This window comes from Paenibacillus sp. strain BS8-2, from assembly GCF_054483835.1.
Map to the genome: position 1 here is coordinate 4,969,052 of NZ_CM137010.1, position 25,949 is coordinate 4,995,000.

Annotated in this window: 14 protein-coding genes, 2 rRNA genes and 2 pseudogenes (1 of these 18 cut by a window edge); 4 read left to right on the plus strand and 14 right to left on the minus strand. The window is 47.4% G+C overall.

Annotation, left to right across the window (positions count from 1 at the left end; all coding sequences use genetic code 11):
* Window positions 1-70 precede the first annotated feature (70 nt).
* Both ku and ACX1C1_RS21750 read left to right on the plus strand, forming a co-directional pair.
* Window positions 71-979 carry a non-homologous end joining protein Ku gene (ku, locus tag ACX1C1_RS21745; protein ID WP_458954235.1) on the plus strand — a complete coding sequence of 303 codons (909 nt, stop codon included), beginning with the start codon at window positions 71-73 and terminating at the stop codon, window positions 977-979.
* Window positions 979-1,908: an ATP-dependent DNA ligase gene (locus ACX1C1_RS21750; protein ID WP_458954236.1), complete on the plus strand. Its 930-nt coding sequence runs from the start codon at window positions 979-981 to the stop codon at window positions 1,906-1,908. Before ku ends, ACX1C1_RS21750 begins: the two co-directional genes overlap by 1 nt.
* A 13-nt stretch (window positions 1,909-1,921) precedes the next feature.
* Here the strand turns inward: ACX1C1_RS21750 and ACX1C1_RS21755 are convergent, their stop codons facing one another.
* Complete coding sequence (locus tag ACX1C1_RS21755; protein ID WP_458954237.1) at window positions 1,922-3,226, minus strand: 6-phospho-beta-glucosidase; 1,305 nt, start codon at window positions 3,224-3,226, stop codon at window positions 1,922-1,924.
* Window positions 3,223-4,203, minus strand: a complete 981-nt coding sequence (locus ACX1C1_RS21760; RefSeq protein ID WP_458954238.1) for an N-acetylglucosamine kinase — start codon at window positions 4,201-4,203, stop codon at window positions 3,223-3,225. Before ACX1C1_RS21760 ends, ACX1C1_RS21755 begins: the two co-directional genes overlap by 4 nt.
* A 520-nt stretch (window positions 4,204-4,723) precedes the next feature.
* Here ACX1C1_RS21760 and ACX1C1_RS21765 point away from each other — a divergent pair.
* Window positions 4,724-5,971, plus strand: coding sequence for a carbohydrate-binding protein (locus ACX1C1_RS21765; RefSeq protein ID WP_458954239.1), 1,248 nt, complete (start codon window positions 4,724-4,726; stop codon window positions 5,969-5,971).
* Window positions 5,972-6,157: 186 nt separating this feature from the next.
* On the opposite strand, the gene ACX1C1_RS21770 is transcribed toward ACX1C1_RS21765, so the two are convergent.
* From ACX1C1_RS21770 to ACX1C1_RS21785, 4 genes are all read right to left on the minus strand, one after another.
* Window positions 6,158-11,035 (minus strand): S-layer homology domain-containing protein, encoded by a 4,878-nt coding sequence (locus tag ACX1C1_RS21770; protein WP_458954240.1) that lies wholly within the window; start codon window positions 11,033-11,035, stop codon window positions 6,158-6,160.
* Between the two features lie 72 nt (window positions 11,036-11,107).
* Window positions 11,108-12,667 carry an extracellular solute-binding protein gene (locus tag ACX1C1_RS21775; RefSeq protein ID WP_458954241.1) on the minus strand — a complete coding sequence of 520 codons (1,560 nt, stop codon included), beginning with the start codon at window positions 12,665-12,667 and terminating at the stop codon, window positions 11,108-11,110.
* Window positions 12,668-12,735: 68 nt separating this feature from the next.
* On the minus strand, window positions 12,736-13,602 hold the full coding sequence (locus ACX1C1_RS21780) for a carbohydrate ABC transporter permease (protein WP_458954242.1): 867 nt from the start codon (window positions 13,600-13,602) through the stop codon (window positions 12,736-12,738).
* A gap of 16 nt (window positions 13,603-13,618) precedes the next feature.
* Window positions 13,619-14,524, minus strand: coding sequence for an ABC transporter permease (locus tag ACX1C1_RS21785; RefSeq protein ID WP_458954243.1), 906 nt, complete (start codon window positions 14,522-14,524; stop codon window positions 13,619-13,621).
* A gap of 357 nt (window positions 14,525-14,881) precedes the next feature.
* Between ACX1C1_RS21785 and ACX1C1_RS21790 the strand changes: the two genes are divergently transcribed.
* Window positions 14,882-17,176 carry a helix-turn-helix domain-containing protein gene (locus ACX1C1_RS21790; RefSeq protein WP_458954244.1) on the plus strand — a complete coding sequence of 765 codons (2,295 nt, stop codon included), beginning with the start codon at window positions 14,882-14,884 and terminating at the stop codon, window positions 17,174-17,176.
* Between the two features lie 128 nt (window positions 17,177-17,304).
* Here ACX1C1_RS21790 and ACX1C1_RS21795 read toward each other — a convergent pair whose 3' ends face one another.
* The 8 genes and pseudogenes from ACX1C1_RS21795 to ACX1C1_RS21830 form a co-directional block, all read right to left on the minus strand.
* Window positions 17,305-18,192 (minus strand): helix-turn-helix domain-containing protein, encoded by an 888-nt coding sequence (locus ACX1C1_RS21795; protein WP_458954245.1) that lies wholly within the window; start codon window positions 18,190-18,192, stop codon window positions 17,305-17,307.
* A 569-nt stretch (window positions 18,193-18,761) separates the two neighbouring features.
* Window positions 18,762-19,817, minus strand: a pseudogene (gene tnpC, locus ACX1C1_RS21800) (IS66 family transposase); the annotation flags it as partial.
* Between the two features lie 116 nt (window positions 19,818-19,933).
* On the minus strand, window positions 19,934-21,385 hold the full coding sequence (locus tag ACX1C1_RS21805) for an IS1182 family transposase (RefSeq protein WP_458954246.1): 1,452 nt from the start codon (window positions 21,383-21,385) through the stop codon (window positions 19,934-19,936).
* 117 nt (window positions 21,386-21,502) lie between these two features.
* Window positions 21,503-21,991, minus strand: a pseudogene (locus ACX1C1_RS21810) (IS66 family transposase); the annotation flags it as partial.
* A 97-nt stretch (window positions 21,992-22,088) separates the two neighbouring features.
* The gene (tnpB, locus tag ACX1C1_RS21815) at window positions 22,089-22,547 is read right to left on the minus strand and encodes an IS66 family insertion sequence element accessory protein TnpB (RefSeq protein ID WP_458954247.1); all 459 of its coding nucleotides are present in this window, start codon (window positions 22,545-22,547) and stop codon (window positions 22,089-22,091) included.
* Window positions 22,435-22,791, minus strand: coding sequence for an IS66 family insertion sequence element accessory protein TnpA (tnpA, locus tag ACX1C1_RS21820; RefSeq protein WP_458957759.1), 357 nt, complete (start codon window positions 22,789-22,791; stop codon window positions 22,435-22,437). Before tnpA ends, tnpB begins: the two co-directional genes overlap by 113 nt.
* 203 nt (window positions 22,792-22,994) lie before the next feature.
* Window positions 22,995-23,111, minus strand: a 5S ribosomal RNA gene (rrf, locus tag ACX1C1_RS21825).
* Between the two features lie 151 nt (window positions 23,112-23,262).
* A 23S ribosomal RNA gene (locus ACX1C1_RS21830) occupies window positions 23,263-25,949 on the minus strand (it continues 244 nt past the right edge of the window).

The following is a 25,949-nucleotide window of genomic DNA, read 5'->3' on the forward strand; positions in this document are numbered from 1 at the left end:
CACATTATTTTCTCGTTATTCTTGGTATCCTACATGTAATGAAAACAATGCTACAAAGGAGGGTTCTCCCATGCACACTGTTTGGAAAGGTGCCATAAGCTTCGGGCTGGTGCATGTTCCGGTCAAAATGTTTACGGCGACCGAGGACAAAGACATTCGGTTCCGTACGATTCACAAAACATGCGGAACACCTATTTCGCAAATTCGCCGCTGCACCCATTGTGATCAGGAAGTTGCACCAGAGGAGCTTGCCAAAGGATTTGAATACGAGCGAGGCAAATTCGTATTGTTCGCGGATGAAGAAATAGACGCGCTTAAGCCGGATTCTGCGCGAGTCATTCAAATATTGGATTTTGTCGACCTATCCGAGATCGACCCCATCTATTTTGTCAAGCCGTATTATCTTTCACCCGACATGGCAGGCGGCAGCGCATACAGCTTGCTTGTTGAGGCGATCAAGCAAACGGGCAAGATCGGCATCGCTAACATATCCATCCGCAGCAAAAGCAGCTTGGCCGCCATTCGTGTCGTAGATAATTGCCTTTGCCTGGAGACAATGCACTTCCCGGACGAGATCCGCCCCATCTCGAACGTCCCTAATTTACCCCAAGCTGCGATAGTCAATGACAAGGAGCTGCAGGTTGCCAAGTTATTGATCGAGCAGTTGTCAGAACCATTCTCACCGGACAAATATACCGACAATTACCGCGCAGCGCTCCTTGAAGCGATTGAGCATAAAATCAGCGGAGAAAGTCTCGACATCGTCGCCGCACCATCCGATACAGGCAGCAATGTCATCGATCTCATGGCCGCCCTGCAAGCTAGCCTCGATGCTGTCAAAATCCCTATGGATTCCGGCAAAGCGGACAAACCGGTTCATGAAGGTACAACTTCGAAGTCCACCAAATCGTCGGACGCAAAGGCAAAGAGCAGTAAAAGTAAAGCTGGAGCTAAGACCAAAAAAGGGACGGCATCATAATGAAGAAGGAAAACATCGGAGGTACCCTCCCCTCCGATGCCACAACTGACCTTAACATCCCTCTCCCTCGCGTCCCCATGTCTCCGATTGCCTCTCCCGTCATTCCACTTGGACCGGATTGGGTGTATCAGCTGAAATGGGATGGCGTTCGAACGATCGCCAGATTGGACGGCCAGGGCGGAGTTGAGCTGTTCTCCAAACGTATGGCGCTAAAAAACAGTATTTTCCCAGGGATTGTCTCCCTGCTCGAGCCGCTGCGGATCGGTCCATGCTTGCTGGATGGCGAAATTGTTTACTTTGATGGGAATAGACCTAATTTTCAACGAGGAAAGTTAATGGGGCAATCACGTCTCCATAAGGAAAATTTGGTGTACGTCCTCTTCGATCTCTTGCATGCAGATGGCGAGGAGCTGAGAGAACGATCACTGCGCGAACGATTCTCACGTTTGTCTGCCAAATTCCCTGATAAGCACCCCCGGCTGTTCATCTCTGACTTATATGCCGATGGTTCTGCGCTATGGGATTGGGTGGTAGAAAAGGACTGGGAGGGTGTCGTCTCCAAGCGAGCAGACAGCACCTATGTAGAGGGGAAACGACATGAAAACTGGTTCAAAAAACGAAAAGAGCTTAGGCTCGTTGCTGATGTCGTCGGGCTAAAGCGCCATAGCGGAACAATAGCTAGTCTTGTGCTCCGCTATGAAGGGCGTTATATCGGTCATGTCGCGGGGCTTGACCAGTCCTCCAAGTCGCTGTTAGCTCAATTTGCCGAGCAACATCCTGGCCCTTGCCCATTCGACAAATTGACGCCTGGTATGAGCAAGGCAGATGTGCAGTGGCTAGGCACACCGTTCCCCTGCAGGGTAGCTGCTCTCGAGTTTACGGAGAGCGGCATTTTGCGCCAGCCCAGACTTCTTGGATTCGGTCAGTAAACACCCCTTTTCTCTATTTCGAGAAGAATCGCGGCACATATATCTTGTTCCGCTCCAGCATCTCATCCAACATGGCTTCAGCCACATTCGAGGAGTCGATGAGTGGATGGCTGGCCAGCGCCAACAATGCCTTGTCACGGCTGCCTGAGACAGCGGCTTCAATTGCCAGGCTTTCGTAGGTTTTGACTGCCTTAATCAGTCCTTTCGCTGCCTCCGGCACGCGCTGAACTGGCACCGGCGTTGCACCATGCCTTGTCACTTTGCAGTTGACCTCGATCGCGGCATCAGGCGGCAAGAAGTCGAGCGTGGTGCCGTTACGTACGTTCAGCGCTTGAATATCGCCTGTATCGTTATAGATCGAATGCATTAATTTGACGGCTGCCTCGGAGTAATAAGCGCCGCCGCGCTGCTCAAGCTGCTTCGGCTTCTCCGCCAGCTCCGGCTGCTTGTAGATCTCAAACAGCTCTTCCTCCAACCGTTTCACCGTTTCCGCGCGGTTTTCGCCGCGAGCGGCTGCCGCTTTGCCTTCCTCGACCATCTCTCTGTGGAGATAAAAATATTTCAGATAATAGGAAGGTATCGCGCCAAGCCCTCGGATTAAGGTGTCGTTCCACGCTAGCTGCGGCACGTTAGTGGCGCTGTATGAACCTTGCCGATCCAGCAGCTCTTCAAGCTTGGATACCCCATCAATCTCGATACGGCTAATCCAGTGCAGATGATTAAGACCGGCGAATTCGCAATAAATTCTGCTCTCCGAAACGTTGTACAAATGAGATAGCCATTTGTAAGCTGCGATCGGGGAGTTGCATAGTCCGATAGAGCGAATATTGGAGTGGTTGAGGATCGCCTCGGTTACCATTCCCGCAGGATTGGTGAAGTTCAACAAAAAGGCGTCTGGACACAGCTCCTCCATATCCTTGCAGATGTCTAGCAAGACCGGAATCGTCCTCAATGCTTTCATCATCCCGCCTGCACCAGTCGTTTCTTGGCCTAGCAGACCGTACTTCACAGGAATGGATTCATCCCAGCCTCTGGCCTCCAACAAACCTACACGCATCTGCGTCGAGACAAAATCCGCACCTTCGAGTGCTTGACGACGATCCAGCGTTAGCTCAACCTGTATAGGCAATCCGCTCTTCTCCACCATTCGCTGAGCCAGCGCACCTACGATCTCGAGCTTATGTCTGCCAGACTCGATATCCACGAGCACGATCTTGGCCACCGGAAACGTATCATAACGTTTAATGAAACCTTCGATTAATTCCGGTGTATAGGATGAACCTCCTCCGATAACGGCTACCTTTAATCCATGACTCATTCCGATTCGCTTCCCTTCACTGTAAGTGCTTGTTCAAATGATGTATATATGTCCGGACCCACTACAACGCCATCACATTCCATAGCCAATAGCAAAGCGCCAGCCACCGGCTCAAGCTTCAGCACGCGCAGGCTTGAATGCGGAGCAGCCTCTTTCGTCAACCGATCGACGTGCGAGGTCACAAAGTCGCCTTGTCCTCTAGCTACTATGCTACCTGCCAGAACGACATCAAAGCTCTCCTCTTCCATACCCAGCTTCCTGATTACCGCGCATGCTGCTTTGCCGAGTTCTTCGCCTTGTCGCTGAAGAATATCTTTCGCAACTACATCAGTAGGCGCAGCTTCGAACAGCAGCTTCGCAAGCGATAGCGGTGGTCGTTCACCTTTATCTAATAATCCATTAAACATCGCCTCTACATCATCGTATTGCAACGCTTGAAGCGTTAGATTCGTTAACGCCGTCGCTTGCCCTCTTCCTTCCCATTCACGAATAACGGATCGATAGACCTCCACCGCCAGCTCACTGCCGCCGCCGAAATCTCCATTGGCATATCCGAAGCCACCTACCTGCAGCGATTCACCTTGTTTGTTCATCCCGAAGCAATTGGTTCCACTTCCGCAAATAAGCACCACGCCGTTATCCTGCCTCGTTCCCGCACGAAGACCGATTTCCGTATCACATACAATCTCTGATTCAGCGTATCCCATTGCCGCAATCATAGGTCTAAGAATATCGAAATCCGCTTGTCGATCTGCACCTGCTAGGCCGAACATGGCGAATGCGACCTCTTCTTTCTGTATACCCGCTTCCAGCAGAGCTGCTTCCACAGCAGACCGAATATTGTGATCGGCTAGCTCCACGCCGAGCTGATGATTTCCGCAGCCGCTCATTCCTCTCCCAGCAATCCTTCCTGCTGAGTCCGACACGACTGCAAGCGTCTTGCTTCCTCCACCATCCACGCCCAGATAAAACTTCAAGTGTTATCTCTCCTTTCATAATGTCTCTCCAAGTCGAATAGGAGGCACCTATACTTTTGTCTTGCAAGTACATGGCTTCATTCTAAGATTCGACGCCCTTCTTTGCTTGTCCTAAACGACTATAAACTAGCACTATTTCACTGTTTTCAATTCTAGCAAATGAATAAGAATAACATCACTTTCCTTTCGATTCCCCTGATTTATAAGGTTTTAAAACCTTAAAAGATGTTGCACAAGCAATCTTAAAAATTAACAAAGTCACATTATTATCTCGGTTTAAATTATAGTCACAATGATAATATCAGACTATACCTTATACTCTTCCTCGTTGTTATGCTGAAATTGCATATACAGCACCAAGACTGAATGGCAGACGATCAGTTTTGGTGCTGTTATGCGTTGTAACCAAAATGGACAGGAGTTGATGCCATGCGGACCATGTAGCAATGAGTCGGTTTTGTGTCACCGAGATGGGAACAGACGATTCATCAAGCTATCCATTCATTTATTAGGAGGCCACATGATGAGAAGGAAACTTGTAATTGCTTTATTTATGTTAGTGATGTTAATGGATGTTGCTGCAGCCACTGCGGCACCCAAGATCAACACATTCGAACGTCCAACCACAGGCAACGCATATACACTTACAGAGTGGGGATTTGACGGCTGGAGTGCACCGTGGCAGCTTGGCATGAACAATCGCACGATGATTGACAGCGCTTACTCGCATTCCGGCGGCAAATCTCTTCGCGTGTTCTATCCTCAGGGACAAATCAGTCCCGAAAATTCAGGAGCACAGGCCCCTTTTGCCTTAACGCCAGGTCAACAATATTATTTATCCTTCTGGGTTCGCTTCAGTAGTGACTTTAGCTGGGGTACGACGCAATACGGGGGAAAACTTGGCATCGGTCTAGCTGGTGGAGGTGCCTGCTCAGGCGGAATGACCTGTACGGGTTATAACGGCTTCAACTCCAGAATAATCTGGCGAAGTGGCGGACAAGCAGCACTCTACTACTATCATATGGATCAAACGAATCAATATGGCGATTACCAGAACTTGCAGATTGGCGGCAACAACGTCATCTATCCAAAGGGACAATGGATCAACATCGTTCAACGCCTCAAAGTAAATACCGTTACAGCAGGCAATGCGAATCCTGACGGCGAAATTCAAGTTTGGTACAACGGAGTTTCTGCCGCCAACCTGACGGGTTTACGGTTTGTTCGCAATGGGGATAAGATCGATAAAGCCTATTTCGAATCCTTCTTCGGCGGTGCAACCTCCGGCTTCGCGCCTGCTAATCATTCGTATGCCTGGTATGATGATATCAAGGTTTCGACATCCAAATCGGAGATATGCGAGCTTGATGCAGGAGGCTGCTTCAATCGTTTAATCCAAGCTGAAAGCTATCAATATATGAAAGGAATCATGACAGAGTCTACTCCGGACACCGGTGGAGGGCTTAATGTCGGCGGTATTGATGCAACCGATTGGATCGCGTTCAGTAACGTCAACATACCAACCAGCGGCACTTATTTGGTGGAATACCGAGAAGCTTCACCAAATAACGGCGGACGAATTTCATTGGATCTCAACGCTGGCGCGACCGTGCTTGGTTATGCTGATGTGCCGAATACAGGAAGCTGGTCTAATTATCGAACGATCAGTCATCAGGTTACAATCCCTGCCGGAACTCACCAATTCGGTTTGTACGCGGTGACAGGCGGATTCGACATAAATTGGTGGAAAGTGACCAAGCTCTACTAAACCTAAGCACACAACAATTGCAAGTGCCTACAACCCTCGCGATTTGTCGCGAGGGTTTTATTTGTACAGAAACACCGCATCTCCCAACATCATGCAAAAAACCTGCTTCTTCCGCCTTGCATACAGCAAGGAGGAGAAGCAGGTTCAATATCTGATCAATTGCCGTTCGATAGCTATTATTCGTAATTATTCGTCGCTCTCAACGGTCTCAAGCTGCTCTTTCAACTTCAGCATACGGAGGATAACGGTTACTGCTTCAGCACGAGATACTTCTTCAACGGCTGCAAACTGGTTGCCGGATCTTCCGGTCATGATACCATGCTCATAAAGAAGATTGACAGCCGGCAGCGCCCATGTTGGAATTTGATGAATGTCTGTGTAACCAGCATGGCTCTCTACGCTGTATGGCAAGCCAAGCGCCTTGGCAACCACAACCGCTAGCTGAGCTCGATTAAGCGACTGTTGTGGTCGGAAGGTTCCATCCTCATAACCTCCAATCCAATCCATTTCTAACGCCAACTTCACGGATGATTGCGCCCAAGAAGCAATCTGCTGATCATCCGAGAATGACCATTCTTTGTCTGTTCCTTCATCTGGTTTCAATGCACGAATGAGCATAACAATAAATTGCTCTCTCGAGACGGAATCATCCGGTCTGAAACTTCCATCCCCGTGCCCTTGAACGATGCCCGCTTGTATCGCTTGTTCAATCTCGGTTTGAGCCCAATGTGTCGCAATATCTTTCATTTCGGGCAGAGCCGTTGGTTTTGGCGTTGATGTCGGCTTAACCGTACTCGTTGGTACTGGAGTCGGCGTTGGAGCAGGTGTTGAAATCACCCCTGACCCATTAGATGGAGTCGGCGTCGGCGTTGGTGTCGATGTTGGTGTTGTTGGTTCTTCCTCGAAATCGACTTCCGATTGGATCATGACATATCCATCTTGCAAAGTGAACGCAACCTCCTCGCCATTAAGCGAGACTACAGCAGCTCCAGGAGCGTATACAACAGCTGTCAAGCGCCCTACTCCTACGACTTCATTTAGCGTAATTTCCACATTCGTGCCATCAATCGAGCTCGCAACGATTACATCAGAGGCGTCGAAATCCTCGCCTTCTATCCATGCATATTGGAGTGATCCAGCACTTGCAGCGTTCGAATGATAGACGAACATATGCTTACGTTGATCAATCAGATTTACCTCGATCGTTGAGCTATTGATTCTGTTGACAGAATCGATTTGGCTAACCCCGCTGAATGGCTCTAATACGGATACGAACTGCGCATTCTTCGCCACTACACGATTCACGACCGTTGGTGTATAGGCGTTCGTATCATTCGCCGGACCAATCGATTCGCCCACAATCATCGTGGTAGGCGCATCTACTGTGCTGGATAAACTGAACATTTTCAGACCTTTACCTGCGTTATTCTTCCACTCGCCTTCCCATACACCCGTCACTTGTGCTTCTTTGCCATTGCGGAAGTACGGATAAGCATCTTCTGTCCCGAGTGGAGCAGCTATGTTCATCATGGGAGTCTCTGTCTCGAATGAGCCGAGGCCGCGCATAACCCAATCATAAGTGCGTTCTGTATCAGAATCTACGGTAAATAAATCAATCATGTAATCTGGTGTAACAGCTACAGTCCGCTCGAACTTCTTCATATTCTTATTCGCTTGAAGTGCCGAATTTGTCATGATGCCGAACCGGTCGGAGGTCAAATACAGCTTGCTCGGCTCGTATGTCTCTGCATTACTAGGTTGAATCTCTTGTGTTTTCTTATCAACAACGACGGTATTATGCGAGAACGTTTTCTTATAGTATTTCTCATACATCGTATTGCTGTAGAGTGGAATCCCTGGATCAGGTGCAAGTCGTGCGCCTTGACCAAAGATATCGAGGTGCAGCTTGTCGGGATGGCCATGATATCCACCATGCAGACCGTAATCTACCAGCGCAAACAATTGCTCATTCCCTTCGCCAATACGAATGACAGAGTGTCCCAGACCTTTGAAATTGACGCTCTCCGTCGGCAAGACGCCTATGTTCGTTATTTCCGGCTGACCATAGAATACGGCCTGTTCGCCAGCAATGCCGCTGTTCGTATTGCCTGGCAGGATATGACCGCCGCGCGGCCGATCAAGCTCATCATACAGCTTGTTTAATAATGCGCCATAGATCGGATCATTGTATTCGCCGTATACACCTTCATAATCGATTGGTACAACCCGTCCCGGTGCAGCTAGACTCGTCGGATATTTGCTAGAGTCATTGCTATTAATAATGCCGAGATCTGGATAAGCATACGTTAATGTCGCATCATACGTTTTCTTTAGATTGGGATTGGCGAATAGATCATATCCCATATTATCGAGCGCTTGAGCATGTGCGAACAATGCCATTTGGGAGTAGAAATGATAAGCTATTGCGCCCTCATACCAGAAGCCATCCTCCAGAACGCTATTATTCATTTGGAACGTAAAGCCGCTTCTCCCATTAACCGAATGCTCCATAAGCGATACGTCTTCAAGTGCCGCACCAATTGCCCCAATTGCGGCATTGTGCCAGGTTTGCCAATTTGATTTGCCTACATCATAACCTTTGAGCGTCTTGGCAGAAGCCGCGAATAGATTTTGTTCGATGCCAAAAACTTCTTCAGGAGTCAATACACCGCTCGGATAGATGAGATCATAAGCTTGTACAAGTTGAATCATCTGAACGGCTTCATCGAGTGTTTGATAGAAAAGCTTGCCGTATTGTGCTTGAACAGGGAAGCTAGGATATAATTTGGAATACTCGACCAGAATTTCTCTCGCTTTTTCAGCATATTTCTCTTCGCCTGTCAGTGCGTATACAATACCAAGCGTGCGAGCCGCTTCTGTATTCATCGTATGAGTCGTAAACCTCCAGCCCGCATCCAGCTGAGGTCCCGTATACATTTCACCGTCTGTCGGGCATAAATGTTCATTCGGAGAATCATAGTCGTAAGTCAAAGTAACATCGCCACATACATACCAGAAGGTTTGGCCAGCTGGCTGCGTCGGATAATAGATGGTTTTCTCAACCCAATCATCTGCTTTACGCTTTACTGCCTCCAGATAATCGCTTGCCCAATCGTATGATTCGATCTTCTCTTTCGAATCAAGCAAATTCTCGGCAGTCGTCATAATATAAGGGTGAGTTTTGGTCGGGATGCGACTCTCTCCTACAGCCACGTTCAGCTCCAGCTTGATTTCTTTACCACCTTCTACAGGACGAACGAAATACGTTCCCTTAGCGGTATCTCCCGCCGCTGCATTTGCTGGTACTTGAACAGTGAAAGAGATGTTCGTTTCTTCGCCAACCTCAACGAGATCGGATACGTTGTCATAGGTCGCTGTATATCCGGGTTTGAATTCTTCACCTTTGACAATTTGATAGGCCGTAGGCTCTTCGCCAACATTTTTTAGCGATACATTATAATTCACCGAACTTCCCGGCAACGCGCTTTGCTGGATCACATTAATAGAAGGCTCTACAACATTTTTGGTCAAAGCCAATCCATCGAAATACAATTTATCTGTGGAATCGGGAGCTGGATCCGAAGATGTGAACCAATTCGGATGAATAATAATTTGATTGAAATTATCAAAATCGGAATAACCAGTTGAGTTCAAAAATTTCGAATATGGAATCTCTACCTTTTTCCAACCGCTCCAATCTACATTGAACGTGTACATAAAGTAGTCAAAACCTGTTGTGGTAGCAATATTCGTTTCGAGAATAAAATAAACTTTCTTATTGCTTGCTTTCTCTGAATACAACCAGAACTCGACTTGATCATATGCCTTCCAATCCGCGTCAAAGCCTGTTGCATTAATGGCTTTCGTAGGATCGGACCACAAACCTGAACGTTCCCCTAATACAAACTGATCGGTTGTAGAAAGCGTATTCGACCAATTCGCGAATGTTTCCATGTGACTAATCGGTACACTGCTCGAGCTGGAGAGATCAATTGTATATGCATATGACACAACTTCGCTCTCTTGTTCCCCATGAATAGCTTTGGTCACGATCGTCTTTGATTCCAGGATTTCAATCGGACTTGTATAGAGTCGATAAGCTGAATCTGGTTCCCCTTCGTACTTATAGTAGATTTGTGCGCCTGGGATGGAGGATGATAATGTAATCGCTCTCGTCTCGGCGTATAGACCTGCTTTTGGAGATGCCGTTACCGGCTGTATCGGCGGCAATACGATTTTGTCCCCTAAGGCTAACCCGTCGATATAGATGACATCTTGATCGCTAGGTGTAGGATCAGTAGCCGTAAACCAATTGGGATGGAACATGATTTTGTTAAAGTTATCGAAATCGGCTTGCGGTGTTGATTTGGTGAACGAGCTGAACGGTAGCACAACTTTTTTCCATCCTGTCCAGTCCACATTGAAGGAGGTCATAAAATAATCGAAGGAAGCCGTTGTTGGGATGTTAACATCGATTATGATATACACCTTTTTATTAGAGGCTTGCTCAGAATACATCCAGAATTCAAGCTGCTGGTAACTCTTCCACGGCACCGTAAATTTAGGCGTCGCAATCGCCGTAGCCGGATTCGTCCATTTGCCCGAATACGTCCCATAAACCGCTTGCGTTGTTGTCGGTGTCGTGTTTGACCAAGAAGTGAATTGCTCCGTATTGCTAATTAATAAGCTTTTGCTAGGGTCAAAGGGATCGATGACATAGGCATGTTCAGCCAGTTCGCTTTCTGCCCCCTCATAAACCGCCTTCGCCACAATCGTTGCAGAAGCAGCAATAGATACGGGGGCCGCATAGAGTCGAAACGCTGAATCCGCTTCTCCCTTAAATTTGTAATACAACTGGGCTCCTACCGTACTAGATGATAGCGTAACCGATTTCATTTCGGCATACGTGCCAGCCGCAGGAGATGCCACGACACTTGAGACACTCGGATCTGGTGCTCCTTGCACCGATTGTATGATCCATGGATGTGCTGTGCCAATTAAGTTGAAGAACATGAACGCAATTATGACAATCGATAAGTTTCTCTTCGAACGGTACGATACCATGGACGTCCTCTCCTTATACGTATTGAAATGACAAGCCTCGTTTAGGCAAACGAGGCTTGTTCGTTACGATCCTTACTTAACAGCGGCAAGCGCGCGCTCATGAGCAGATTTGTAGATGCCCACGATTTCTTCATAACCAAGCTTCTTCTGTTCCTCGATGAAGCTGCTCCACTCATTCAAGCTGCGTGTGCCCATAATGAACTTCGCCAAATTCTCGTCACGATGGCTATTCAGAGAATCGCCTTTTGTGCTCAAAATTTGTTGCTCATCTGGTGTGAAGGATACCGCCACACGTGTAGGACCGTCGTATTTCGGAGATTCTTCATACGCAACCTTCAGCTCCGGCGATGACAACGAGATATGTGCCGCATAATCGAACCAAATATAAGTTCCGTCTGTTGAAAGTCCTGTTTTCTTTCTCATGTCCGCTACATCGTTATACTTCTCGGTGAATGCTCCTCCAGAGGAGGTAACGCCATTCTGTCCCCAGCTTGCTAGTTGTTTACCTTCTTCGGAGTAGAAGAAGTCGATATACTTGACAACTTCCTCGATGTTTTTGGATCTGGACGAAATCATGAAGCCCTCTTCGCTGTATTGCGTAAATGCTGTCAATTGTTTTCCGTCAGCGCTTCCTGCCGGAGGAGCCATGTAATTGAAGTTGAACTCCGGATTATCCGGACGCAAGGCATTATTGAAGAAGTCGATACGTCCAATGTAATCCAGTGTAATGAATGCACGATTCGTGGAGATAATATCCTGCCACATTTTTGTATCAAGCGTCAGGAAGTCCTTTGGAATAAGCTCTTCTTTGTAGAAGGTGTTCAGATAAGTAAGCATCGTCTTGTATTCATCAAGAATTGGCGCGTATTTCCATTCACCAGAAGTTTGATCCAGGAACACACTCGCCTTCGTCACTTCGACCTCGGCAGGGACGTTGAATGCTGCGCCGAAGTCTTGGAACGTACGCGTCCCGAAGCGGAAGGATAAAGGATAACTTTCTGGATATTCCGATTTCAATGATTTGAGCACCGTATACATCTCATCCCATGTCGTTGGAGCCTGCAGGTTATGTTTGTTGAATACATCTTGGCGATACATCCAAATCCGCCGGTTCGTTTCGCCGATACCTTGGTTCGGCGTCATATACAGCTTGCCGTCAGCGGATAGGAAGTTTTGCAGCTCAGTCGGATACTTTTCAGTCCAAGCCTTGAAATTAGGCATCAAATCCAAGTAATCCAAAATGTTAGTCAATGCGCCTTGCTGACCGAACTTGTCGGCTGCTGCTTTGCTTTGAATCCACATCAGATCAGGCATATCACCGGATGCAATAGCCAAGCTGATCGCATCTTCTAGCAGATTGCCGGATGGCAGCTGAACATCTAGCGTCACGCCTGTTTTTTCCTTGATCATGCCCCATACCGGCCAGTTCTCGTCATACGGCCAGCTTGGATTGCTGTAATTCAAGAAGGTAAATGTTTGCTCCTTCGGCTTTGTTTCTGCAGCTGCCGTTGCTTCAGGTTTGGTGCTTGCCTCCCCCGGTGCGTTGTTTACGTTGTTGCCCGAACATGCGCCCATCGCTATGCTGGACCCTAACAACGTTGCCACCATGACTGTCGACCACTTCTTTTTCATTGCCCCACTCTCCCTAATCTTAATTTATCTTGCATACTTGCGGTCTTGCTCTTCCCATGAATCTTATATTAACCTTTGACCGACCCGATAAGCGCTCCCTTAGCAAAATACTTCTGCAGGAATGGGTAGACCAAAAGAATGGGAACCGTTGTGACAATAATAGTCGCAAACTTGAGAGACTCGTCGACAATCAGCGTATCTCCGCCAATATTGCCGGCACCGTTAGCGCCGCCTGCGCCTTGCAGAACCATGTTGCGAATAATAACCTGTAATGGCAATAGATCGGCATCGCGCAGATAGAGCAGCGCGGAGAAGAAATTATTCCAGATCGCGACCCCGTAGAACAAACCGATTGTCGCAATAATGGCACTCGAAAGAGGCAGTACAAGTCGGAAGAATATACCAATATCAGTCAAACCGTCGATCTTGCCCGACTCCTCGACCTCTTGGGGCATCCCCATGAAGAACGTACGCATCACGATGAAATTCCAAGAGCTTACAGCAGTAGGAATAATCATCGCCCAGATCGTGTCAATCAAGTTGTAGCTTTTAACGACAAGAAAAGTAGGAATCATGCCGCCGCTGAAGAACAGGGTGATCACGATCATGATCATAAAAGTCTTGCGGAGGACCATGGTCTGCTTGGACAATGCATAAGCTCCTGCAGCTGTTACCAGTAATGAAATTGCAGTGCCAAGTGCAGTGTATATCATCGTATTGATATAGGCTTTGCCGATATCAGGATTGTCGAAAACAACGTTGTAAGTGTTCAGCGTAAAGTCCTTGGGCCAAAGAAACACCTCTCCCTTTAGTACAGGCACCGAGCCGCTAAAAGAAACAGCAATCATATATACAAAAGGATACAAGGCGGACAGGATCACACATCCCACTACAAAATAAATCACTGCATCCACAGCGGTAAACTTAGTTTTCATGGCTTAACTCCCCCTTCTACCATAGACTCGTCGAACTTACTCTACGACTAATCCAATTGGCGCTTAAGATGAAGACCAGGTTAACGACGCTAGTGAATAAATCGATCGCCGTTCCATAGCTATAGTTCATGGCTTGAATACCCGTCCGATAGACATATGTGCTGAGCACATCCGCCGTTTGATAAATAGAAGGATTGAGCATAAGCAATACCTTCTCGAACCCAATATCGAGTACTTGTCCAATATTAAGAATGAACAAAATAATGATCGCTGAGCTAATGCCCGGTAGAGTAATATGCCTGAGCTGATGCCAGCGGTTGGCCCCATCGACTCTTGCCGCTTCGTAAAGCTGTGGATCTATCGCGCTTAACGCCGCCAAATAAATGATCGTTTCCCATCCCACATGCTGCCAGATCTCCGAGAGCACATATAAAGTTCGGAAGTAGTTATCATCCTGCATAAAGTTGATCGACTCATAACCGAACCATTCGATCATATTGTTCACGATTCCGTTCGAAGGCGACAGGAATAAAAACATCATACTGACCACGACTACGTTCGAAATAAAATGCGGAAGATAGCTGATCGACTGAGCTACCCGCTTAACAACCTGGAGTCTCATTTCATTTAGCAATAGCGCCAATATAACGGGAGCCGGGAATCCGAAAACAATTTTGTATATGCCTAACAAGATCGTGTTGCGCAGCAGTTTAAAGAAATCCGGGCTTTCAAAAAACATGTTGTAAAATTTCAATCCGACCCATTCACTGTCCCATACCCCCTTGAACGCGTTGTAATCTTTAAAGGAGATCAAGATGCCGAACATGGGAACGTACCTGAACATGATGTAATAAATGAGTGCAGGTAAAAACAATAGGAGTAAATATTTGCTTCGCTTAACATTTGTCATGAAACTTGCCATTTCGTATCCTCCAGTCTGCTCGGCTTGCACTGCCTCTGCCAATAACAATACTGGCATCGGTCAGTTCCGAACAACAACTGACATATCCGAAACTTCGCATATTTTCATCACAACCTATTTTCAGTCAAAATATTAAAAGCTGCGAAGTTTCCCGAAATCATGCACGCATGCTCTCAGCGACTTGTTATTTCGCCTCATTTTTCCCGTCAGACTGCAGTTTTTCGCAGATCTTTTGGTCAAATCGGAAAAAGTGATAAGGATCATAAACGTTGATTATAGGCGCAGCTTAATAGGCTCGTGATATACTTTTTTCATATCAAATCTTAATCTAGAACGTTAAAGGAAAGGAAACATGACATGAAGCTACTATCGAAACGCCTCTCCTTATCCAATAATCAGGTGTCACTTTTTTATACCTTGTTTATCAGCTATATCGCCATTATTCTTCTTTTCTTATCTATTAATGTCGCCGCCTACTCGTTTTTCCGAGATCGGATCAAAGACGAGATCATTATTAATAGTGGTCTAAATATGCAAACGACTGTGGCCAATTATGAAAAACATATTAAATTAATGCAAAGCTTCATGCTCCGCTATATGTTTGACAATGATACGCAGATCATGAAAAAGAATATCAATCCGATTCCATATGATATCGTGCTGCGTACGCAGCGAGAGCTGAGAATAGATCTAAACAATTCCTTGTTGTATTTGGAAAACATCATCTATTATTTCAAGGAAAACGAATTCGTAATTGATAAAGAAGGCACGCAGGACTTGGACACGATGTTCTCCAAATTTTATGTTAGTAACACCTATTCCCCTGAATTCTGGCGTGCCCAAGTCGAGCAAGTGGAAAATGTTCAGATCTACCCATCTGAGTTTTTCCGATTGGAGACGGCATACGAGAGTCTTTCGATGGGTCATCTCATCCCGATTCTGGTCAAGAGCCCTTATGACGATAAGCTCGCCTTTATTCTCATGTTGAACGCTGCCAAGACATATGAAGCTTTCCACCGGGCCAAGCCTGGGAGCAGCCTGTATATCATGGACAATAATCGCTCGACAATATTTTCATCTTCACCAGCCGAAAAGCTGCCAGCCGGCTTCATGAACGGTGAAAACCGGATAGAAGGCAGCGGCTACATTAATGTTGGCTCCACTTATTACTTCTATCAAACAGGAGCGGAAACCGGATTTATGTACGTAGAAGCCGTCACAGACCGCGGCCTGTCTAATCAGCTGCGCAATTTGAATATCATGATTATCGTATTACTTGCATTATCTGTTCTTAGCAGCCTAGCCATCTCATATATCATCTCCAAAAAGTTCCATAATCCATTGTCGAGAATGATCAAATCGATTCAAGCCTACAATGTGCTTGGCGGTCCTGGAGCAGCTAGCAGTAGAATTAAAGAATTTAATATGCTCCACTCGACGCTTAGCAATTTATCACGCTCCAATGAACAGTTCCATCATGATCTGCAGGCCAAAAACTCCATGCTGCAGCAATTTGCTTATATGTCCAAGCTAAAAAACATCGGAGGAGCAGTAGGACTCTCAACCTCTCTTGATGAAGAAAGACCTTACCGTCTCGTCTTGTTTCAGTTAGACTTCAAGGATCGCTTCTTGCACGACATCTCGACCTCGCCGCTCCGAGCGTTTAATTCGTATAAGCAATTAATTGATGTTCATTTCTCCAGCTTGTATTCGGAATCGTTAACCTTCCAGCTTGAAAAGGATCAGATCTTGACGATCCTCTTCTTGAGTCCCGAACAAGCAGATGCTCGCGAAGCGGATCTTCGAACATTGATCGATATCTTTCATGTTGATTCGATGTATTGCAACTTCACCATTGCTCCAAGTCCGGTCTGCAGAAATTCGACTGACTTTGCAGAAACCTATCAGAATGCGCTCGACATGCTCAGACAGCGTAAGATCGGGGAAGATGTTCAGATTATTACGGAGTGGAAGCCACACCCTTCTATTCTGACTCTGACATCCTCCAAAGAAGTGGAGCTCTCCACCAATTTGCATTCGGGATGCGATAGCGTCACGATTCCACTCGTGGAGAAGCTGCTTGATCAGCTAGATAAGTCTGGAGCAACAGCTATTCAGTTCCAAGAACTATCCAAAGATATCGTCAATCGGGCAATCAAGGCGATGTACTCGCAAGCGATATCAATAAATACGATTACGGATGGCAATGCCGTGTATGATCAACTCAAAGCTTGTTACACGCTCGAACAGTACAAACAGTTTTTCCATAGCTTTCTGACACGAACAGCAGTTGCGATCCAGGAGAAAAAGTCTGAAACAGATACAATAACGAAATTCGTCATCGATTACGTCGAGACGCATTATGGCGGCGATGCTTCGTTAGAAGCCATTGCCGATAAATTAGGTATAACCTCCCCTTATCTCTCCAGCTACTTCAAGGAGAAAACGGGAACCAATTTTAGCGATTACATCTATACCGTTCGGATGAACAAGGCGACAGAAATGTTGCTCGAAACCGATCTGCTCATACAGGAAATTGCTTCTCTGGTCGGATATTTTAGCGTCGCATCCTTTAATCGGGTATTCAAACGTTTTACGGGGATCACACCAAGCGAATTCCGGAGGCAGAACAAAACATGGGGAGACAACTAATTTAGTTTCGGATTACAAATAAAATAGCCGGACTTACCAAGCAGACCAGAAACACTAGATACGTTTCGGAATGGTCTGCTTGGCGAAGTCCGGCTTCGCACTAACCTTATTTAATTCGTTGCTTCCTGTCATTTACTGCTAAGGCTTGCCTTTCTTGATGCACCAGGTGTTATGCCGATATGCTTCTTGAATAATCGATTGAAGTTGGTTAACGTCTGAAAGCCGCATTCATGCGCAATATCCGTAATCTTCATCTCGCCATGATCTAGCAGCGTGAGCGCGCGATCAAGCCGAATATGAATGAGATAGAGCATCGGCGGCATGCCTACTGCTCGCTTGAACATATCGCTGAACCTGGAGGAACTGAGATAGACGAGACTCGCCAGCTCCTCTTGCGTCCATGAATGCGCATATTGTTCCTCCATCACCATTATAACTTTACGCATTCTTTCTAGTTGTCGAGCACTGATTGTCCCCTTATTAACAAGAGGACTAGAACTCCGCAAATCTCGATTAATAGTTGCCAGGAAACGTAGTAACAACGAATGCACCATGGTACTATACGATCTTCGCTGTCCCTCATGCTCCTCTTGCAGTTCTATCAGCAAAGATCGCAGCTGTCCCATTGATGCATGATCGCTTTGCAGATGATTTGTATAAAATATCCCCATCTCTCGGAACGGACTGAGCAGCTCTGGATCCATTCTGAGCCCATGAACGAGCCAGCTAGGGTCGAAGGTGATCACGAGCATGACCAGATCTTCCGACTCATACGCACAATGCAAGTCATTCGTATTAATGAGAAAAATATCTCCCGTTTTGAACGTATAGGTTTGTCCATTAATAATATAATAGCCAGAACCGGATTTGATCAGATTGATCTCGAGCACGTCATGCCAATGCAATCTCTGGTAGACGCTAGGCACCCCGATCGTTTCGACAACGATTAGCGGATAATTATGAGCGTAAATTACTTTTTCCTTCGGGATTATCCTATCGTGTTCGCTCTTTGTCATGACTTCACCACCTTTTATGCTGAACAACCTCATGATCGTTTCTTCCTGCACCGTTGCGTCATTACCTATCCTCATTTAAGCCCAATCCAGCTCAATTGGCAATACTATTTTCATAACAAAAAAACCTGCCGCAGTAATCTGCGACAGGTCGTTTTGTGCTTGGCGACGTACATTCCGCACCGGCTTTGAATCCGCTTCGTTAGTATTCGCTTCGCCGGTCGGCGTCTGAACCTACCTCTAATGCCGGGCCAACATCATCGAGATACTTCGATAACAAGGTTCATACACTCTCCCAATAGGGAGAGGAACGTCGCCAGGCACAACAAAAAACCAGCCATATCATATGGCTGGTCATTCGTGCTTGGCGACGGCCATACCGCACCGGCTTTGAATCCGCTTCGTTAGTATTCGCTTCGCCGGTCGGCGTCTGAACCTACCTCTAATGCCGGGCCAACATCATCGAGATACTTCGATAACAAGGTTCATACACTCTCCCAATGTAAGCGTCAAATAACCGGGTGTATTGAAAAAGAAAAGCCCATGGTTCATGAGAATCCATAGGCTCTGCGTTATGTACAATGTTGCCTAACTGTTGGACTCCATGGAAGGTAATCATCCAGTAACTCCGGCCGCTGACGAAATGCAGCCGCTGGTAACTGTTGCAACAGATAGACTAGATATTTGTAGGGGCTTAGTCCATTGGCCTTTGCGGTCTCTACGATGCTGTAGATCGCTGCACTTGCGGCTGCACCCCGTGGACTCCCGCTAAACAACCAATTTTTTCGACCGACCGTGAAAGGGCGAATGCTGTTCTCAGCTAGATTGTTCGAGATCACACAGTTCCCATCCCGTAAGTAATTCAGCAACTCTTGCTTATGGTTGCTTGCATACCTCAGCGCTTCGCCCAACTTGGATTTGGGAAGCACCTTGCCTTTGGCCGTTTCTACCCATGTCCAAAAAGCATCGAGTACAGGCTTTTCCTGCACCAGACGTTGTTCCTTTCGCTCTTCAGGAGGATATGAGGCAAGCTCTGCCTCTATCTCAAATAGCTTGTTGCAATAGGCCACCCCTTCCGTGGCAAGGGTCCCTTCCGGATTCTTCGCCTCCGGTGGCAATGCCTCAACAAACTTTCGCCGAAGATGTGCCCAGCATAGACAAGAGATTGTTCCTGCTAGATTCGCATATCCGGAGTAGGCATCGCTATGTAAGTATCCCTTGAACCCTTTCAGGAACGCTTGCGGGTACTTCGCCCCTCGTCCTGGCTGGTATTCAAAGATCCTTATGGAATGCGTACTATGCTGACCACTGCTGTAGATCCACATGTAGGAGGAGGTCGTGTTCTTCCGATCCTTCTCGTTCATTACCTGCAGAGGTGTCTCATCGGCATGCAGATATCGCTCTTGTACAAGAAGCTCATGCAGTCGATTCACCAGTGGCTTCAGCCAGTCTCTCGTAGTCGCGATCATCCAGTTCGCCATCGTGGTCCGACTCAGATCAAGGCCAATGCTCTTCCATTCCTTCTCCTGACGGTACAGCGGCATGCTGTTCACAAACTTCTGGTACATCACCCAGGCCACAGAGGAAGCGGAGGCTAGCGAATGCTGAATGACCGGTACGGGAGGAGGCCACTGAAAATCTGTGGCTTATACATGCTCAAGTATGGCACTACACAAAACAAAGGCTAATTCCATTCGTTATGAATGAGAATTAGCCTTTGTTTCTTTGGTATGCCAATTCTATTTCACTTCATTAACTTCAATATTCGCTTCACATTGACTGTGAATATCGCGACTGCACCTTGCATTTCCATACCTAATAGACCCGAGGTCTCAGCTACATCATACCCGTGTCTATGTTTCAGTTCACTATTCTTTGCTTCAATTTTATAGCGTTCTTTTGCTTTTTCCTTGAAATAGTCACTTTCCTGAAAGAGCTTTTGACCACTGTGTTCGGCTGATTTAATGCTAACCGAATAGGTCTTTGTCTTTGCTCCTTCTTTATAGCAGCCTTCTTTGAAGGGACATTGCTGGCATTTGCTTATATCAAAATAAAAAGTATTGATTTGGTTTTTTGCTACATTTTTTGTACCTGTTCTTGCCTTGCGAATGGCCAGGTGTCCTGCTTTGCACACGTACATGCCTGCATCCTTATTGATATCAAATTCGTCCTCTTTACGACGAGCGCCATCTGAGATCATAGGGTTTAATTTGGATACCAATTTAAGTTCGTTTTCATTGGCATACTGAATATTATCCTTTTCTGAATAAGCGGTGTCCCCAATTACAGTATCAATCTCCATCCCCGTTTCGATACTTTTCTCAATTAACGTTTGTAATTGCTTTCCATCGTTCTTTTCGCCTGTCGTGATGATCGCAGCAGTAATGATTCGCTCCTCGTTCATGGCGATATGTGTTTTGTAACCAAAGAAAGAGGAGTCCGCTGTTTTGTGTCCTACACGTGCATCCGTGTCGTTTGAGCGTTGCAGTTGTTCATTGTGATCCGCTACGATTTCTTTCAAGTAGTTCAACTTTTCTTGAACCTTTGGATAGTGGCTGATGGCTTCTTCCTTTTCAACAGCCTCAATCACTTTTTGACAATACGCCAACTCGCTGGCTATGTCGTTTGTCGTTGTTTTGGGCGGGAATTTCTCTTTCATCGATTCGTCGATTTGGTAGACAGCTTTGCGAAGTAATTTTGATTTTTCCATTAGGAATTCCTTCGGCGATTGCTGATTATATCTTGCTTTTGTATGTGTCGCGTCAACGATAATGGATTTGCTTTTAATGAGTTCCTTTTCCAAAGCGATTTCCACTGTTTTCTGAATTAGCATGTCGAGCAGATTAATGTCTTTCAAGCGAAGTTTGCGAAACTTCGTTAATGAACTGGGATTGATAACCGCGTCTTCCGGGGCCATATCCAGAAAATATTTAAAGGACATGTCATATTTCGAACGCTCTACGACATCTACATCTGAAAGATCAAAGATGGATTTCAATAACAAATATTTAAACATCCGAATAGGGGGAACAGCATTTCGACCATTGTCTAAGCAATAATTCACTTCTAACTCTTCATGAATAAAAGAGAAATCGACAAGGTCATTAATCTGTCGAAGCATATTGTCTTTTGGGACAACGATATCGTATATGCCCATGAACGGACTAAGATTTAAGCTTTGTTGATTTGAAATCATCCGGGTCACCGCCTGTTTTTGGTTACCTCTATTATACAAGAAAACAGGGTGATCTTCCGCTTATATGTGGAAGATCACCCTGCTTTTAATTAAAGGACTTTTTCAGTGGCCTCGTACGGGAGTGGTCGCCTTTTTCATCTGAGGCTTGTCCGCTTTCCGACAGGTCCGGCACTCTAAGGTTTCTCTGTAGATATCAATGGCTTGAACGCGGGCAGGGATAAATTCCACTTCCGTACGAACAAATTCTTCGCCTACCAAGACAAGCTCACTATGGCATACGTCGCAACAACGATCCTGAACCTGAAATAGCTGCTTTTCATGCGGAAGATCCTGAAGTAGCTCCGCTCGTTCGCCTACCTGCTTTTTCCGCTGGTAGCTTTGGATCTGCTCGAGCACTGGCTCAGGCGCATTGCGTGAAGCTGCTGTCTCTGCTTCATCAAATAAAGACAGCTGCTCCACCCCTACTGGGAGGGAAGCTGTTTTCTCGGAGCTTTTGCCGTACAGCTTCTGAGTTAGAAATTGTACGGTTTCCTGTAGCCGTTTATTCTCTTTTTCCAAGTCGCCGATGCGATGCTCCATCTTTTGCAGCTGTTCCAAAGGGCTCATGAGATACCGTTCCTTCACTGTCTTCTTTGCCTATTATTATATCATAGAAGTAGGCATGAACCCAGGTTTTACAAGGGTTTTTGGCTCCCTTTTTTGCTTACATAGAAGGGGTGAAAGCAAGCTTTTTGACCGCTTTCGGCTGATGGAGCGACAGTCCCTCCAGCAACCAACGAAACTCCTGCGGCGTGATCGAGCGTACGGCCTCGGCATCCATGGGCCACTGGTATTGACCGGATTCCAGTCGTTTGTACAACAGGACGAATCCATCGCCTTCCCAGTACAAGGCTTTCATGCGATCACGCTTGCGACCGCAGAACAGAAATAAATGATTCTGAAACGGGTTCAATTGTAGCTGATGCTGCACCAAGTGGATCAGGCCATCAATGGATTTTCGCATATCCGTATATCCACAGGCGATATATAGCTGATCGGCCTTCGAGATGTCACCGAACATACTGAAGGATGCGAAGCGTCTGTTCGAGAAGTGTGGTAGACGCATGCGGATGAATTTCGATCGTAACGGCATCCGTACGAAGGATAATCGCCGCTTGTTCATGATTCGCTTCGGAACGAGGGGCGTTCGTCCGCAAAGATGGAGGGACCGGTACGAGAGTTGGTTCGTGCGGGGTGGAGCAAGCAGGAAGGGATTCAATAGCAGCTTCACGGATCTTCCGAAGCCAGTAGTAATAGCTTTTCACACTAACTTCGTGATCGGCACACCAACGAACCACGGTCTGACCACTGGAACGGCAATCTCGAATGATCTCCGTCCACTGCTGGAGTCGATAGCGATTCCTCATCTCTAAAGTTTGCAATTGGACACACTCCCATTAGAGTTTTTCGAGTAGAGTCGAAAAATTCCAACGACTACTCTAACAGAATTGTCTCAAAAGCTAGACTGCTTTGGAATACACCTTCTTGTTAGACGCTTACCTCCCAATAGGGAGAGGAACGTCGTCGGGCACAACAAAAAACCAGCCACATCATATGGCTGGTCATTCGTGCTTGGCGACGTCCTACTCTCCCAGGACCCTGCGGTCCAAGTACCATCGGCGCTGGAGGGCTTAACGGTCGTGTTCGGTATGGGAACGCGTGGTTCCCCTCCGCCATCGCCACCAAACAGTGTTTTTCGATGATCATGCTCCCTGAATCGCTTCAGAAAAGACACAACCATGCTGTTCAAGGTTTGGTTTGTACCTTGAAAACTGGATACGAAAGGTTTGCTGAACCTTAAAGCTGTTGCTTATCGTTTGTATGAACGAGTAAGCGTGTAGGATAAGCCCTCGACCGATTAGTATTCGTCAGCTCCACACATTGCTGTGCTTCCACCCCGAACCTATCAACCTCGTCGTCTTCAAGGGGTCTTACATACTGGGAAATCTCATCTTGAGGGGGGCTTCACGCTTAGATGCTTTCAGCGCTTATCCCGTCCGTACTTGGCTACCCAGCGGTGCTCCTGGCGGAACAACTGGTACACCAGCGGTACGTCCATCCCGGTCCTCTCGTACTAAGGACAGCTCCTCTCAAATTTCCTGCGCCCGCGACAGATAGGGACCGAACTGTCTCACGACGTTCTGAACCCAGCTCGCGTACCGCTTTAATGGGCGAACAGCCCAACCCTTGGGACCTACTTCAGCCCCAGGATGCGATGAGCCGACATCGAGGTGCCAAACCTCCCCGTCGATGTGGACTCTTGGGGGAGATAAGCCTGTTATCCCCAGGGTAGCTTTTATCCGTTGAGCGATGGCCCTTCCATTCGGTACCACCGGATCACTAAGCCCGACTTTCGTCCCTGCTCGACTTGTAGGTCTCGCAGTCAAGCTCCCTTATGCCTTTGCACTCTTCGAATGATTTCCAACCATTCTGAGGGAACCTTTGGGCGCCTCCGTTACATTTTAGGAGGCGACCGCCCCAGTCAAACTGCCCGCCTGACACGGTCCCCGTACCGGTTTCACGGTACTAGGTTAGAACTCCGATACGATCAGGGTGGTATCCCAACGGCGCCTCCACCTAAGCTGGCGCTCAGGCTTCAAAGGCTCCCACCTATCCTGTACAGATCGTACCAAAGTCCAATATCAAGCTGCAGTAAAGCTCCATGGGGTCTTTCCGTCTTGTCGCGGGTAACCTGCATCTTCACAGGTATTAAAATTTCACCGGATCTCTCGTTGAGACAGCGCCCAAGTCGTTACGCCATTCGTGCGGGTCAGAATTTACCTGACAAGGAATTTCGCTACCTTAGGACCGTTATAGTTACGGCCGCCGTTTACTGGGGCTTCGGTTCACAGCTTCGGGTTGCCCCTAACCGCTCCCCTTAACCTTCCAGCACCGGGCAGGCGTCAGCCCGTATACTTCGCCTTACGGCTTCGCACAGACCTGTGTTTTTGCTAAACAGTCGCTTGGGCCTTTTCACTGCGGCCCCCTCGGGCTATTCACCCTACCGAGGCACCCCTTCTCCCGAAGTTACGGGGTCATTTTGCCGAGTTCCTTAACGAGAGTTCTTCCGCGCGCCTTAGCATGCTCTGCTCGCCTACCTGTGTCGGTTTGCGGTACGGGCACCTAGATCTAACTAGAGGCTTTTCTCGACAGCCGGAGTACATGACCTTCGCTACTGCAATTTTCGCTCCCCATCACAGCCCAGCCTTATAGTTGGCGGATTTGCCTACCAACTAGCCTCACTGCTTGGACGGACTATTCCATCAGTCCGCGTCACTGCCCTTCTGTGTCACCCCATTGCTCAAACAATCTTCGGTGGTACAGGAATATCAACCTGTTGTCCTTCCACTACGCCTTTCGGCCTCGCGTTAGGTCCCGACTTACCCTGAGCGGACGAGCCTTCCTCAGGAACCCTTAGGCTTTCGGCGGACAAGATTCTCACTTGTCTTTTCGTTACTCATACCGGCATTCTCACTTGAATACAGTCCACCAGTCCTCACGGTCCAACTTCAATCCGTATTCAACGCTCCCCTACCCAATGCAGCAAGCTGCAATGTCATAGCTTCGGTGGTGTGTTTAGCCCCGTTACATTTTCGGCGCAGAGTCACTCGACCAGTGAGCTATTACGCACTCTTTAAATGGTGGCTGCTTCTAAGCCAACATCCTGGTTGTCTGTGCAACTCCACATCCTTTCCCACTTAACACACACTTGGGGACCTTAGCTGATGATCTGGGCTGTTTCCCTCTTGACAATGGATCTTAGCACTCACTGTCTGACTCCCGGTAAGCATGTCTATGGCATTCGGAGTTTGACTAGACTTGGTAACCCTTGGCGGGCCCCGCATCCAATCAGTGCTCTACCTCCACGACACTCATAACCGAGGCTAGCCCTAAAGCTATTTCGGGGAGAACCAGCTATCTCCGAGTTCGATTGGAATTTCTCCGCTACCCCCACCTCATCCCCGCACTTTTCAACGTGCGTGGGTTCGGGCCTCCAGTGCGTGTTACCGCACCTTCACCCTGGACAGGGGTAGATCACACGGTTTCGGGTCTACGACCACGTACTTAGGCGCCCTATTCAGACTCGCTTTCGCTGCGGCTCCGGCTTTCCACCTTAACCTTGCACGTGATCGTAACTCGCCGGTTCATTCTACAAAAGGCACGCCATCACCCCTATAACGGGCTCTGACTTTTTGTAAGCGCACGGTTTCAGGTTCTTTTTCACTCCGCTCCCGCGGTGCTTTTCACCTTTCCCTCACGGTACTGCTTCACTATCGGTCACCAGGGAGTATTTAGCCTTGGCAGATGGTCCTGCCGGATTCCGACGGGGTTTCACGTGTCCCGCCGTACTCAGGATACATCTCGGAGAGTGCTTGCTTTCGGCTACAGGGCTTTTACCTGCTATGGCGGACCTTTCCAGATCTCTTCGCCTACCAAACACCTTTGTAACTCCATGTGAGATGTCCTACAACCCCAAGGAGCAAGCTCCTTGGTTTGGGCTAATCCGCGTTCGCTCGCCGCTACT

What these genes read in the sequence shown, in the direction of transcription:
- ku (WP_458954235.1), top strand. Translation starts at nt 71, where the DNA reads ATGCACACTGTTTGGAAAGGTGCCATAAGCTTCGGGCTGGTGCATGTT.
- ACX1C1_RS21750 (WP_458954236.1), top strand. Translation starts at nt 979, where the DNA reads ATGAAGAAGGAAAACATCGGAGGTACCCTCCCCTCCGATGCCACAACT.
- ACX1C1_RS21755 (WP_458954237.1), bottom strand. Translation starts at nt 3,226, where the DNA reads ATGAGTCATGGATTAAAGGTAGCCGTTATCGGAGGAGGTTCATCCTAT.
- ACX1C1_RS21765 (WP_458954239.1), top strand. Translation starts at nt 4,724, where the DNA reads ATGATGAGAAGGAAACTTGTAATTGCTTTATTTATGTTAGTGATGTTA.
- ACX1C1_RS21770 (WP_458954240.1), bottom strand. Translation starts at nt 11,035, where the DNA reads ATGGTATCGTACCGTTCGAAGAGAAACTTATCGATTGTCATAATTGCG.
- ACX1C1_RS21775 (WP_458954241.1), bottom strand. Translation starts at nt 12,667, where the DNA reads ATGAAAAAGAAGTGGTCGACAGTCATGGTGGCAACGTTGTTAGGGTCC.
- ACX1C1_RS21780 (WP_458954242.1), bottom strand. Translation starts at nt 13,602, where the DNA reads ATGAAAACTAAGTTTACCGCTGTGGATGCAGTGATTTATTTTGTAGTG.
- ACX1C1_RS21785 (WP_458954243.1), bottom strand. Translation starts at nt 14,524, where the DNA reads ATGGCAAGTTTCATGACAAATGTTAAGCGAAGCAAATATTTACTCCTA.
- ACX1C1_RS21790 (WP_458954244.1), top strand. Translation starts at nt 14,882, where the DNA reads ATGAAGCTACTATCGAAACGCCTCTCCTTATCCAATAATCAGGTGTCA.
- ACX1C1_RS21795 (WP_458954245.1), bottom strand. Translation starts at nt 18,192, where the DNA reads ATGACAAAGAGCGAACACGATAGGATAATCCCGAAGGAAAAAGTAATT.
- ACX1C1_RS21805 (WP_458954246.1), bottom strand. Translation starts at nt 21,385, where the DNA reads ATGATTTCAAATCAACAAAGCTTAAATCTTAGTCCGTTCATGGGCATA.
- tnpB (WP_458954247.1), bottom strand. Translation starts at nt 22,547, where the DNA reads ATGAACAAGCGGCGATTATCCTTCGTACGGATGCCGTTACGATCGAAA.
- tnpA (WP_458957759.1), bottom strand. Translation starts at nt 22,791, where the DNA reads ATGAGGAATCGCTATCGACTCCAGCAGTGGACGGAGATCATTCGAGAT.